General features: G+C 67.1%; 12 protein-coding genes and 1 tRNA gene. 9 read left to right on the top strand and 4 right to left on the bottom strand.

The window, feature by feature from the left end; translation table 11 throughout:
* The first annotated feature begins 76 nt into the window (after positions 1–76).
* The 6 genes from RN729_RS12670 to RN729_RS12645 all read left to right on the top strand — a co-directional run bounded on the left by RN729_RS12670 (position 77) and on the right by RN729_RS12645 (position 6638).
* Positions 77–1702, top strand: a complete 1626-nt coding sequence (locus RN729_RS12670) for a HAMP domain-containing sensor histidine kinase (protein ID WP_310785317.1) — start codon at positions 77–79, stop codon at positions 1700–1702.
* A 1-nt stretch (position 1703) separates the two neighbouring features.
* Positions 1704–2384 carry a response regulator transcription factor gene (locus RN729_RS12665; RefSeq protein ID WP_310785315.1) on the top strand — a complete coding sequence of 227 codons (681 nt, stop codon included), beginning with the start codon at positions 1704–1706 and terminating at the stop codon, positions 2382–2384.
* A gap of 180 nt (positions 2385–2564) precedes the next feature.
* Complete coding sequence (locus RN729_RS12660) at positions 2565–3392, top strand: intradiol ring-cleavage dioxygenase (RefSeq protein ID WP_310785313.1); 828 nt, start codon at positions 2565–2567, stop codon at positions 3390–3392.
* Entirely contained in the window at positions 3389–4708 is a 1320-nt protein-coding gene (locus RN729_RS12655) for a hypothetical protein (RefSeq protein WP_310785312.1), read from the top strand. The genes RN729_RS12660 and RN729_RS12655 overlap by 4 nt, the downstream gene beginning before the upstream one ends.
* Before the next feature lie 73 nt (positions 4709–4781).
* The gene (locus tag RN729_RS12650; protein WP_310785310.1) at positions 4782–5918 is read left to right on the top strand and encodes a DUF3500 domain-containing protein; all 1137 of its coding nucleotides are present in this window, start codon (positions 4782–4784) and stop codon (positions 5916–5918) included.
* 492 nt (positions 5919–6410) lie between these two features.
* On the top strand, positions 6411–6638 hold the full coding sequence (locus tag RN729_RS12645; protein WP_343218931.1) for a tyrosine-type recombinase/integrase: 228 nt from the start codon (positions 6411–6413) through the stop codon (positions 6636–6638).
* Between the two features lie 186 nt (positions 6639–6824).
* Here the strand turns inward: RN729_RS12645 and RN729_RS12640 are convergent.
* Positions 6825–6897: transfer RNA gene (locus tag RN729_RS12640), tRNA-Ala, on the bottom strand.
* 179 nt (positions 6898–7076) lie between these two features.
* Between RN729_RS12640 and RN729_RS12635 the strand changes: the two genes are divergently transcribed.
* Positions 7077–7709 carry a twin-arginine translocation signal domain-containing protein gene (locus RN729_RS12635; protein ID WP_310785308.1) on the top strand — a complete coding sequence of 211 codons (633 nt, stop codon included), beginning with the start codon at positions 7077–7079 and terminating at the stop codon, positions 7707–7709.
* Positions 7706–9337 carry a GMC family oxidoreductase gene (locus tag RN729_RS12630; protein ID WP_310785307.1) on the top strand — a complete coding sequence of 544 codons (1632 nt, stop codon included), beginning with the start codon at positions 7706–7708 and terminating at the stop codon, positions 9335–9337. The genes RN729_RS12635 and RN729_RS12630 overlap by 4 nt, the downstream gene beginning before the upstream one ends.
* A gap of 4 nt (positions 9338–9341) precedes the next feature.
* On the opposite strand, the gene RN729_RS12625 is transcribed toward RN729_RS12630, so the two are convergent.
* The 3 genes from RN729_RS12625 to RN729_RS12615 all read right to left on the bottom strand — a co-directional run bounded on the left by RN729_RS12625 (position 9342) and on the right by RN729_RS12615 (position 12063).
* Positions 9342–10634, bottom strand: coding sequence for a type II toxin-antitoxin system HipA family toxin (locus RN729_RS12625; RefSeq protein WP_310785306.1), 1293 nt, complete (start codon positions 10632–10634; stop codon positions 9342–9344).
* Positions 10627–10977 carry a helix-turn-helix transcriptional regulator gene (locus RN729_RS12620; protein ID WP_310785305.1) on the bottom strand — a complete coding sequence of 117 codons (351 nt, stop codon included), beginning with the start codon at positions 10975–10977 and terminating at the stop codon, positions 10627–10629. The genes RN729_RS12625 and RN729_RS12620 overlap by 8 nt, the downstream gene beginning before the upstream one ends.
* Positions 10978–11085: 108 nt before the next feature.
* Positions 11086–12063 carry a DUF1684 domain-containing protein gene (locus RN729_RS12615; protein WP_310785304.1) on the bottom strand — a complete coding sequence of 326 codons (978 nt, stop codon included), beginning with the start codon at positions 12061–12063 and terminating at the stop codon, positions 11086–11088.
* 200 nt (positions 12064–12263) lie between these two features.
* On the opposite strand from RN729_RS12615, the gene RN729_RS12610 reads away from it, so the two are divergent.
* A complete protein-coding gene (locus RN729_RS12610; protein WP_310785302.1) occupies positions 12264–12734 on the top strand; it encodes a hypothetical protein in 471 nt (156 codons plus the stop codon).
* The last annotated feature ends 27 nt before the right edge of the window (positions 12735–12761 follow it).

Genomic DNA, 12761 nt, shown 5'->3' with positions numbered 1-12761 from the left:
CGTGGTGGCGCGCGCCGATCCCCCGAAGAACACCTTAGATTTGGGATCAGACGCCGTACTAGCGATACTCCACGACATGGGCAGACATCGTAAGACGAGCCGTCCACGCTGGACACTCACGCTCCTCGGGTGCACCGGGGTCCTGACCGCCGTTCTCGCCTATGAGGCTTGGGACGCCAGTCGCTCGAGCGTGCGGCTGGCCGAGGAAAGCGTTCGCGATCAGGCGCTGTTCGCCGCCTCGAACTTCGCTTTCGAGGCTCGTGGCGAAGTGGGGCTCGAACTCCTGGAAGAGGGCCTCGCGGTCATCGAGTCTAGCGAGGGCCGCCGCGGCAATCGTCCCCTGACTCTGGGCCGCGTGCGTGAGGCGGCGAGAGCCCGGCGGTGGGATGCCATGGACCAGGCGGCGCTGTTCTTCCGTCTCGACCCTCGCGGTGGCGAACTCTCCGTGGCCGGGGAGGCGGATTCCGCCGAGGTGGCTTGGGCGGTGGGCGAGGTGCGGGAGCACACCCGGCGGAACCCGGACGACTTCGACGTGCGCGTGCTGTTCGCAGCGGGAGGGAGCCGCGTGATGGTGCACGGTCTCTCCTACGAAGGGCGGGGAGACTACACGGTACGAGGCATGATTCTGTCGCCGACCGCATTCCGCCCGGCTCTCGACAGGGCGTTCCGTGAGGAGCCCCTGCTCCCGGAGGCCATCTCGGGCGGGCGGGCGAACGAGGATATTTTTCTCGCCCGCGTCCGAGGGCCATACGGCGAAGTCGTATACGAATCCGCCGGTGATTCATTGTCCGGGATCGCGGTGCGGTACGACTTGGACGAGAGCTTCGGCGGGATGGTGCTGGAACTGGGTGTGCGGGCAGAGGCCATCGATCAGCTCGTCAGCGGCGGCGTTCCGCAGCTGCGCATGCCGTATATCGTCGCGCTGCTGGTTCTGACGTGCGGCCTGCTCGCCACGGCCCTATGGCAACTCCGCCGAGAGGCGGAACTGGCCACTCTGCGAGAAGACTTTGTATCGAGCGTGTCCCATCAGCTCCGCACACCCCTGACCCAGATACGCATGTTTGGCGAGACGCTGGTGCTCGGTCGGGTGAGGGATGAAGCGGAGCGGTCGCGGGCGGCGGAGATCATCGTGGACGAGGCCGACCGGCTCGCGCACCAAGTGGAGAACGTTCTGCTCTTTTCCAGGGGCGAGCGGGACGCGCTGAACCTGAATCCCGTCGAAGCGGATCTCGGCGCCCTGGTCGAGCGTGTCGCCGAGAGCTTCGAGCCGCTCGCGCGTGTCGCCGACGTCACCGTCGAGCGGCGCATCGAGACCGGCATCGTGTGCGTGACGGACGTCGAAGCGACACGCCAGGCCGTGCTCAACCTGCTCGACAACGCGGTCAAGTACGGTCCGGCCGGCCAGGTAGTTGAGTTCGGCGTGCGATCAGGGGCCCGGGCCGGTTTCGCGACGGTCTGGGTTGAGGATGAAGGGCCTGGCGTCCCCCCTGGACAGGGGGATCGGATTTGGGAGGCTTACGTGAGACTCGACCGCGATCGCGCCTCCGCGACCGCCGGCTCGGGCATCGGCCTCGCGGTGGTTCGCGAGGTCATCGAGGCTCAGGGAGGGACGGTGCGCGTCGAAGAAAGTAGGAGAACCTCCGAGACCGGCGCCCGGTTCGTCATCGAACTGCCGCTTGCCAACAGGTCGACGGAGGCCTGAGATGGCGCGGATTCTGATCGTGGAGGACAACGCGCAGCTGGCCTACGGTCTTCGAAACAACCTGGAGATCGATGGCCATGTGGTCGATGTGGCGGAGGACGGCGCTCGAGGCTTGGAGGCCGCGTTGTCTTGGGAGCCCGATCTCGTGGTCCTGGACCTCATGCTGCCGCAGATGAACGGTTACCAGGTCCTCCGCTCGCTTCGCGACGAGGGCCTCAGCGTTCCGGTCCTGATCCTCTCCGCCCAGGGGGAGGAGGCCGACAAGGTCATGGGGTTTCGCCTCGGGGCCGATGACTACGTCACCAAGCCCTTCGGAGTCCTGGAGCTCCTGGCGCGCGTATCCGCGATTCTCAGAAGAGTCGGAAAGGACGAGCAGCCACTTCGGGTGGAGACCTTCGGAAAGGTTGAGGTTCGCCTCGAGCAACGGTCGGTGCTGCGTGACGGCCGGGAGGTACGCCTCACGCCCAAGGAGTTCGACCTTCTGGTTGCGCTGGTCAGACGCCGCGGCGCGGTGGCGACCCGGATCCAGCTCATGAAGGAAGTATGGGGCTACCCGGCGTCGATCCTGAGCCGGACAGTCGACACACACATCGCCGAGCTTCGTCGAAAGCTCGAAGAGCAGCCACGCGAGCCCCGTCACATCCTGACGGTCCACCGATACGGTTACAGGCTGCGAAGCTAGCTCCGATTCCTCAGGCGCCTCCTCGCAAAGCGAACCAGATTGGCCCGCCGGACCGGGCTTGACATTTCTCTGACCACTTCCGGACCCGGACTCCACCTCTACGCCTCCCCGAGCCCCTATGCTTCCGCGCCCTGGCAAACGTCAGGCCCTTGAAACGGATCCAGGCGCTGGAGGTATGGCATGAAACACGACGACATTGAATTGGGACGGCTGCTGACGCGGCGCGAGGTTCTCGCCGCTCTCGGCGTGGGCGGCGGGGCCCTGGCCGCCGGCCGCTGGGTTCTCGGGAGGGGCGCGGACGTGGCTATGGCCGCCGAAGCGGACGGGACCGCTCGCGCCCTGCCGGCCTGCGTGGCGAGGCCCGAACAGACCGAAGGACCCTTCTTCGTCGACGCGCGGCTCGACCGCTCCGATATCAGGCTCGATCCGTCGACCGGTGCGGTCAGCGAGGGCGTGCCGCTCACGCTCACGTTCAACCTGTCGCAAATCTCCGACGGCGCCTGCTCGCCGCTGCCGGGCGCGCTGATCGACGTGTGGCAGTGCGACGCCGCCGGCGTGTACTCCGGCGTCTCGGACGACGATTTCCCCGCCGGGACGGGCGAACGGACGTTCCTGCGGGGTTACCGGCGAACGGACGACGACGGAGTCGTCCGCTTTACCACGATTTATCCGGGCTGGTACCCCGGGCGAACCGTCCACGTGCACTTCAAGGTGCGCACCGATGTCGCGGGACAGCCGTACGAGTTCACGTCGCAGCTCTACTTCGACGACGCGCTCACCGACCAGGTGCACGCGCTGGCGCCCTATGCGGCGCGGGGACGGCGCAGGACGACCAACGCCGACGACGGGATCTACCGCGACGGCGGCGAGAGCCTGATGGCCAGCGTACGCGAGAACGGCAGCGGCTACGCCGCGACCTTCGACCTGGGTCTCGATCTCACCGATCCCGCCGCCGCCCGGCCCGATGGCCGTCGTAGCAGGCGCCGCGGATCCCGGAGGACCCGATGAGCCCACGTCTCACGGGAACTCTACGAGCCAACGCCTTGCTGTTGGCGGTCTTGGCGGTGTCCCTGACGCCGTCGACGGGAAGCGCGCAGGGACAGACGCCCGAGGCTGGTCCGGAGGACGCACTCCTGCGCGTCTTCCTGGACTGCGAGTCGTGGATGTGCGACTTCGATCACTTCCGTCGCGAAGTCTCGTTCGTGAACTACGTTCGGGACCGGGTGGATGCGCAACTCCACGTGCTGGTCACATCGCAGGAAACCGCGGGCGGCGAAGCCTACGAGATGTATTTCATGGGGATCGAGGAGCGAGCCGAACAACAGGACACCCTGCGCTTCTTCTCGCAGGATAGCGACTCGGAAGACGAGGTTCGAGCCGGTCTGACGCAGACGTTCAAGCTGGGTCTCGTCCGGCACGTCGCGCACACGTCCGCCGCTCCTCTGCTGGACATCCGATACCCGGAGGCGGCGCAAACCCCACAGCAGGAAGCGGCTGCGACAGATCCCTGGAAGCAGTGGGTGTTTCGCGTTCGGGCCGGCGCCGAGATCGACGGTGAGAGCCGCCAGACCTCGCGGGCCTTCGACGGGTTGTTCTCCGCAGGCCGCACGACCGAAGACCTGAAGATCGACGTCAGTTCGTTCGCCTGGTTCGAGAGGGAGGAGTTCGAGTTGAACGACGGCGAGGTGCTGGAAAGCAGGTCACGCAATGTCAACCACGAAGGCCTCATCGTTTGGAGTCTCGGGCCGCACTGGTCCGCCGGCGCCCGCGCGTCGGCCCTCACATCGACGAGAGTCAATCAGGACCTGACCCTTCGGGCGGCCCCGGCGCTGCAGTACAGCATCTTCCCCTACGCCGAGTCGACGCGAAGACAGATCACGTTCCTGTACTCGCTGGGCCTTGCGTCCTTCGACTACGAGGAGGTGACACTCTTCGGAAAGACCGGGGAAACGCACCCGGAACAGCGCATGGAGGTGTCGGCCGCGTTTCAACAACCCTGGGGTGAGATCAACGGCTCGCTCGAAGCCTCGAGCTTCGTCCACGACCCCTCGCTGCATCGGATCGACCTGTTCGCGCGCGTGGAATACCGGCTCGTGAGGGGCCTGAACCTCAACGTGCGTGGAGGTGTAGCCCGGGTGAAAGACCAGATCTACGTGAGCCGGGAAAATACTTCCGACGAAGATATCCTCCTGCGGCGTCGCCAGCTGGGAACCGACTTCGAGTACAACCTGGATGTCGGGTTCAGCTTCACTTTCGGCTCGGTCTTCAACAATGTGGTCAATCCGCGCATGGGATCCAACAGAGGGCGCAGATTCTTCGGTTGACCCGAATTCGGACGTGAACCGCAGGGAATGAACGAAAGAGGAACTCATGAAGCGCACGCAAGCAGGTTCCGTAATGGCCGTCGGCCCGCTCGCTCTCGTCGCCGGTCTGGCACTCGGCGGCTGCCGCGGCGACGCCGCCGAGGGGAGGCCGGCGCTTCCCGATCCACCATCTTCCGATGCGCCTTCCGCCGCGACGGGCATGTCGCCGGAGCGCATGGCCGACGCCGCGCGCAACTTCCTCGCCGCCCTCTCCCCGGAGCAGCGGGAGGCGGCCGAGTTCGCCTTCGACGCCGATGCGGAACGCACTCGCTGGAGCAACCTTCCGGCGTCGATCGTCACCCGGTCCGGCGCGCGGTTGGGGGACCTGACCGATGAGCAGCGGCGCCGGCTGCACCATCTGCTGCGCGCGTCGACGAGCAGTCAGGGGTATCAGAAGATCGCCGGCGTGATCCGGCTGGACGAGGTGCTCCACGAGGAAGCATCGGCGGCCGTAGAGAGCGGTGAAGAGCGGGTCCCGGAACGCCTGCTCGAAAGCTGGACGTCGGCCAACTACTGGATCGCGGTCTTCGGGCAGCCCGGCGACCCGGCCTGGGGCTGGTTGATCAACGGGCACCACATGGCGGCCAGCTTCACCGTGGTTGGCGACAGGATCGCGTTCACACCGCTGTTCCTCGGCGCCGAGCCGCACGAGATCGAGCGCGGCCTCGAGGCGGGCTGGAGGGTGCTCGCCAACGAGGGCGAACGCGGGTGGCGGCTGTTGCAGGCCTTGAGCGCGGAGCAGCGGGCGGTCGCGGTACTCGGTGGCGAAATCCCGTTTGACGTGCTGACCGGCCCGGGCCGCAAGGGAAGCCTGAGCGAGTTCTCCGGGCTACGAGCGTCCTCGTTGAATGAGGTGCAACGGACGCTGATGTGGGAACTGGTGCAGGAATACGCGGCCAACGCGGACGACGCCGCAGCCGACGCGCAGCTCGATAAGATCCGCGCCGATGGTCTGGATGCGCTTCATTTCGCCTGGATCGGTCCGACGGATGACCGGACGGCACGCTACTACTACCGGGTCCACGGCCCCTCGGTCCTGATCGAGTACATCGTCGAGGAAGGAGTCGGCGGGAACGCCGCGAACCATGTGCACAGCATCATGCGCGATCCCGGCAACGACTACGGCGAGGACTGGCTCGGCAAGCACTACGAAGAACATCACGAGCGGTAACGGGAATGAAGAAGCCGGTTCTCCGACGATCAATCTAGATGCGGTCCCGGTGGACCAACTGGCCCCATCGGTCCTTCACATGCAGCCAGCGCAAACGAAAGGGGATTGTAATCCTGGCCGCTCCAACTCAAGGCCCTGAGGGACATCGGCGACCTCCGCGAGCGGATGGCGCGGGTGGAGGAGCGTACCGAAGACCCGCAGCGCCCAACGACAAGCGGAGGAGCCCAGTGAGTCCGAAGACCTGCACCTGGAAGGGCGCGACTCCCTTCCATTGCCATCGCAACTCAAGCGCGACGAACCGCCTCAACGAACAGGCCGACCTTCTGGAGCGCTACACCAACGCATACAAGCCCCGTGGCTGCAACCGAAAGAGGCGTGGCTGACCCCCAATGAGGCGCCGGATGAGACTGGCCTCCGTCGCACTGATCGCCTCAGCGCTCGCGGCGACCGCGTGCGGCGACATCACAACCGGCAAACTGACTGGCGCTTCGAGTGGCCCTGGTGATCGCTCACGAGACGGGACACCGCATCGGCGCCATCAGTCAACTGCGGTGGTCGGACGTCGACATGGAGCACGAGACCATCCGGTGGCGGGGCGAGCATGAGAAGACAGGCTACGAGCACCGGACACCGGTGACGGCCGAGGTGCTTCAAGTGCTGGAGGAGGCGCGGGTGCGGGTGGCACTCCCTGAGGCGGAAGTTCGCCTCCGACCTCATTGACCAGCCGCTCAAGATCCTCTGCGAACTCGGGGGCTGGAAGACCGCCCGAACGGTGCTCCGTCGCTACCAGACAGCCGATCAGGACCAGCTCGCGAAGGCCGGCGAGGACCGCCGGATAGCCCGCTCATGACCAGTTCAGCGGGAATAATGGCGGGAATTCGGTCATCCCGAATCGCGTAAGTCCAATGGAGCCGATCGGATTCGAACCGACGACCTCCTGCTTGCAAAGCAGGCGCTCTCCCAACTGAGCTACGGCCCCTCGACACAAGCGGGACACAGCGGTGTCCCGGGTGGTGAAGGATGGGGCGCCCGCGCTCCGCTCGCCAGTTTCGTAGCACCCCGCTTCGGTCGAGGCCGGTCGGGGTTGCGACGCTTCAAGCCTGGCACCTACGCTCACTTGAGGACTCGATTAGCTCAACTTCCGGAAGGCCGGTGGCCATGGCCGAGTCTCGCAGGACGTTCCTGAAGCAGTCTGCCGCGACGGTGGCCGCCGTCTCCCTGACGGGCTGCGCTCCCGAAGCCGCTGGCGCGCGAGCGGCCGAGACCGGCGGAGACGCGCTCTCCCGCGCCGACGGCGCCACCCCGGTCCCCCTCCCCACCGAGACCCTCCGGGCCGTCGCCGAAGCCGTCCTCCCGGACGAACTGGGGGAGGACGGTCGCGAACGCGCCGTGCGCGCCTTCGAGCGCTGGTCCGAGGCGCTGGAGCCCGTCGCCGAACTGAGCCACGCGTACCTGGTACCCGAGATCCGGTATTCGGGGCCGGATCCCCGCCCGGGATGGGTGGCGCAACTCGACGGCATCGAGAAGGAGTGTGAGAGCCGCCACGGCGTGTCCCTCTCCGACCTAGGAGTATCCGGTCGGCGGGAACTCCTCGCGCGTCCGCTCGCGGACACCGGGCCCGACCTGGGGGCGCCCGAGAACGCGGACCACGTGGCGCTGGCCCTGGCGGCCCATTTCTTCGGCTCCGCGATCGCGACGGACATTTGCTACGGGCGGTCCATTCGGAGGGAACTCTGCCGCTCGATCGAGGGGGCCGAGGACGAACCCGCGCCGCTGGGAGCCGCGCCGTGAGCCGCCCACGCAGCCCCGCGGGTGGGCGGGCGGCGAGGCGCGTCGTCGAGAGCGACGTCTGCATCATCGGCGGCGGGATCACGGCCGCGATGGTGGCCGAACGGCTCGCCGAGCGCACCGGCGCCTCGATCACCGTGGTCGAGGCCGGCGGACGGACGGCGGCTCTCGAGGAACGGTCCGACACCCGGGCGCGGATGCTGGCCTACGGTGAGAATCCCTGGCCCAACGACCATATCCGCGGCCAGACGGGCACGGGCGCCATGTACAATTCCATGCTCGTGGGCGGCGCGGCGATGCACTGGGGCGGCGCGGTCCCGCGCTTTTCGCCGGAGGACTTCCGTCTGCGGTCGCTGTACGGCGTCGCGTCCGACTGGCCCATCTCCTTCGACGACATCGAGCCGTACTACCAGGAGGCGGAGGAGCGCATCGGCGTGGCGGGCGAACAGGGTCCGCCGGAGTACGACCCGCGCTCGAAGCCCTACCCCATGCCCCCGCTGCCCCTGTCGTACAGCCTCGAACGCATGCGGGAGTGGACCGAGAAGACGGACATCCCCTTCTGGACGCAGCCCTGGGCCCGCAACACGGAGCCCTGGCAGGGGCGGAACGTCTGCCGGCGGTGCGACACCTGCTCCGTCTGTCCGACGGGCGCCAAGTACACGCCCGATTTCGCCTTCGACCGACTGCTGGCGGACGGGCGCATCGACCTCGTCACGCGCACGCTCGTCCGGCGCCTGAGCCTGGAGCCGGGTTCGGATCGGATCGCGGTCGCGGAAGCCGTCGACCGGGACGCGCCCGATGAGCCCGTCGAGTTTCGCGCGGGCACCTTCGTGATCGCCTCCGGGCACGCCTGGAGCTCCCACCTGCTCCTGCTCTCGGCGAACAGCCGCTTCCCGGACGGCCTCGCCAACCGCGCGGGAAACGTGGGACGGTACATGACGGGGCACTGGTACCTCAGCGGCTTCATCAACCTGCCGATGCGGCTCTATCCCGGCATGTTCGTCTACAACAGCCTCCTGTCCCGCCGTTTCGCGAGTCCGGGACCCCTGGACCGCTACGTGCGCCATGACCTCCGCCTGTGGGAGTCGAACGTCGGCCGCACCGCGAAACTCAGGGACGAAGACGGACAGCTCCTGTGGGGCGACGAAATCATGGCGGACTGGAGGGCCCGCACGGAGTCCGAGTCCACCGCGCGCGTCCGCGCCTACTACGACCTGCTCCCGGACCGCGAGAGCCGCCTCACGCTCGACGCCGGAAAGACGAACGAGCTGGGCGACCCGATGCCCCGGATCGACTACCGCCCGGCGCAGGAGAGCATCGACCTCGAGGACCACACGGTCGGGACGATCTCGGGACGTTTCGAGGAGTTGGCGCGCGCCGCCGGGGGCTCCATGAGAAGCATCGGGCAGCCGTCCGAGTTGTGGGAGCACCCGGGCGGCGGATGCCGGATGGGCGACGATCCGTCCACGAGCGTGGTGGACCGCCGGGGTCGCACCCACGACCACGAGAACCTCTTCGTCGTGGGCGCGCCGACCATCGTCAGCGGCGGCTGCGCGAACGGGACGCTCACCTTCTGCGCCCTCTCCCTCATGTCCGCCGAGGAGATGCAAAAGGAACTCCCCTCGGCCTGAGCGGTCACCTCAGGTCGGGGCGATGCGTCTTCGCGATCCGCCCGGCATCCCTTTCCTCGACGCCCGCTTGGGATGCGAAACGCGGCCAACTCCCGACCGCGGCTAGTACTTGGTCGACGACGCGGCCCGCCGTCGGAATCCTGAGTCCGGAAGTCTCCGCGAACTTCAGCAGGTCGGCGCGTTCGAAACCGTCGCGCTTGCCGGCCATGCTCATCTGGTGCCGGCCTGTCCATCTCCCCTGCGGGTTGTAGGCGTACGCGATGTCATACGCCGGCGACAGTCGCCACATCCCGCTGCGGCTCATCAGGAACGCGATGTTCTTCACGTGATCGTCCTGATTCCGCGCGATGACGTTGAACACCGCCCGGCGGTACTGCTCCTCGACGACCGCCATGCCGAGCCCAAGCCTCCGGATCGTCTCCACCGCCTGCTCGTAGGCATACGCGCCCGGCAGGTTGTAGTCGAAGTGGCGCAGCGCCGCGAGCGACTGCATGTGGATCTTCCGTCCCTTCGCGTCGCGATCGAACCGCCGCGTCATGAAGTGGCTCCGGTCGCCTTCATGATGCAGACGGCACTCCGCCATCTCGATCCCGGCTTCGCGCGCCATCAGGTGATACGCGTACTCGATCCGCCCGTAACCGAGCGGGTCGGCCAGTTCCCGGTCCCGGTTGTTGGAGACGCCGTCGAACTTGAGGATCCAGTTCTCGAAGCCGACCTCCGCGTCGACCTGACCGGACCGGAACTCGCCCGTAGCCGGATTCCACGCAAGCACCGCTTTCGCCCGTGCGCCGCCCGCGGAGGTTCCCACGCTGAGGATGTCCTGGAGCGCTCCGCCATCGTCTTCGCCATCGAGCCTGCCCGACAGCCGTCCCCGTTCGTCGAGAACCCGATTGGCGAGATCGACGAGTTGGGCGATCTCAACCTCGCCCCCGTCGCCGCTACGCAGCGCCGGTTCGAACTCCAGCGCCCCGAGGCCGCGCCCGCCGATGTAGCAAAGGCGGTCCACTGGACTGAACTCCTCGGGGCGGCGCCCGGTCTCCGCCAGCCAGACATCGATCAGCCGGTGGCCGAAACGGTCCGGCAACGCATCCGCGAGCAGGCCGGGCAATCCCCTGAACGCCTCCCCGAGTGCCGGGAAGGCATACGGAGTCTCCCGCACGGGCATCGCCATCGGAGAGACCTCGATGCCGGCCGACAGGAAGGCGGGATCGTACTGGAACACGCCGACTTGCCGCCCCGCATCCCAGGACACCGCGCCGATTCGGCGACCCCACAGGTTCACGCTGGCGTCAGTCATTCGGATCTTCGGCCCACGACCAGGGATCGTCGGGCGACGCACCCTTCCGAGGGCGCGCGCGCTGCCGTTCCTTGCCGCCCGAGTCCACGCGTTCGATGGGTCGAACCTCCCGCGGCGGCACCGCGTTCAGCAGACCCTCCCCCAAGTCAAGCGCAATCGCGACGCGCAGCAGGCTGTCCACACCGCACGACTGTCCGGCCTCGATACGGCGAAGCGTACGCAGTCCTATTCCGGCATCTTCGGCCAGCGTCCGCTGTGTCACGTTTCTCGCAAGGCGCAGCTTCGCAAGGCGACGCCCCAGTTCGATCCGCAGCGCCCGGGAAGTCAGAGTTTCGTCCGCCATGCCCCATATTGTCGCCGGATGGTCGATACGTCAAGAGGCCATATATGGCATTTTACAGACCTCGATGGAAGATAAACAGCCAAATATTGCCGCTTATAGCGTCGTCGATTACGGCCGCTTTTCTCCGGCGGTGACGGCGAAGCGGAGGTAGTTCTCGCGCGGTGGGAGGCTGCACACCGAGTAGGGCGTGAAGGCGCACGGGGCATTGTAGGCCCGGTTGAAGTCGATCGTCGTCCAGCCGTCGTCGTCCGGGAAGGGCGCGCGCATGTAGCGGCCCGCCTGGTAGGTGTCGGTTACCGCGGTCGAGTCCCACAGGCTGATGAAGTAGGAGCGGCTCGACGCGCCGGCGAAGGCCATGAGGCGGTGTTCGGCGTCGTTCACGCGGAAGACAAGGTCCCCCGGCGCCGTGTTCTCGAGCGTACCGCCCCGCACATCCCCCAGCGTGACCGTGCGCGGCTCCGCATAGGGTTCGAACCGTGCCGTCACGCGCCATTCGTTCGTGATCGGGAAGTACTCGGGAAGCTCGAAGGCAGCGAGGCGCGGGGCGTCCGTATCCCAGACCCGGAGCCACAGCCTCTCGGTTCCCGGCTCCGCGTGGACCCGCATCCCGAGCGACCCCAGCCCCAGGCGGATCGTCCCCTCGCTCCGGTCGTCCGGCAGCGGCATCGGTTCCGTGACGGCGTCGCCGGCCGCGCCGGAAACCGGCTCTCTCAGATGCAGACCGCTCCCGGCTTCGGGGACGAGCCGCACGGCCCCATCCTCGAGGTACAGCGTTCCGGCCAGGGGCGGCGCGTCCTCCCCCGGCAGGACGATGGACGACGCCGGATCGGACCCGAAGGCATTCGCGCCTTCGCGCAGTTCGAAGAGCCCGTCCCAACTGATGACGCCCGCGTTGGGGTTCGCGAGGCTGCGCCGCCGCCCCTCGCGCCACTCCTCATGCTCGGCCGCCAGCACCTCGGACTCCACCGGCTGCGGATCCGGCCACCCGGTGCGGGTGCAGCCAACCGTGGCGGCGCAAAGCAGCGCCACCGCCAATCCGATGACTGCCTTCCAGCCGGTACCGGTCGACCTCCGCACCGTTCTCATGTCGCAGCATGCGCCCGGCAACCCGGGCCGTGCAACCCGGCGGCAGGAGGGGCGTAAGGAAAAGTTCCTTCGTTAGCCGACGCGTAACGAAAAAAGGCGTCGTTTTCTTTTCTTAGCGGCGTCCCGAGAGGGCATAATTTGAGACGATCCATCCATTCCAGGACGGCAACGGACGATTGGGGCGCCTGTTGATTACCCTGATGTTGTGCGATGCAGGGCTTCTGCGTGAGCCCCTCCTGTATCTCAGCCTCTACTTCAAACAGCATCGGGACACCTACTACCGACTCCTGAACGAAATGCGTCGCACGGGAGACTGGGAGATGTGGCTGCGCTTCTTCCTCGAAGGCGTGCGCCAGGTGGCGGAGGGTGCCGTCGCGACCGCCCGATCCGCACTCGAACTCGTCGCGGACAACCGTGCCCGGATCCAGGAGAGACGACGGGCAAGTTCAACTCTACGGGTACACCGTGCGCTGGTGGAACGCCCGGTCGACAGCATCAACGGACTCGCTGAGCGCACGAGTCTCTCCGGTCCGACGGTCGCCGCCGCTCTGCAGTCCCTCGAAGAGTTGGGCTTCGTAAGCGAAATCACGGGCCGCCAGCGGGGCAAGATCTTCGCCTGCGACAGCTACCTCGCCGTTCTCCGGGAGGGAACGGAGGAACCCCCAGGGTAGCGCCCGCTACGCCTGACGCCGAGGGTC

It is taken from the genome of Candidatus Palauibacter polyketidifaciens (genome assembly GCF_947581785.1).
Taxonomy (GTDB): Bacteria; Gemmatimonadota; Gemmatimonadetes; order Palauibacterales; family Palauibacteraceae; genus Palauibacter; species Palauibacter polyketidifaciens.
This window is presented reverse-complemented; position numbering and strand designations above follow the sequence as displayed.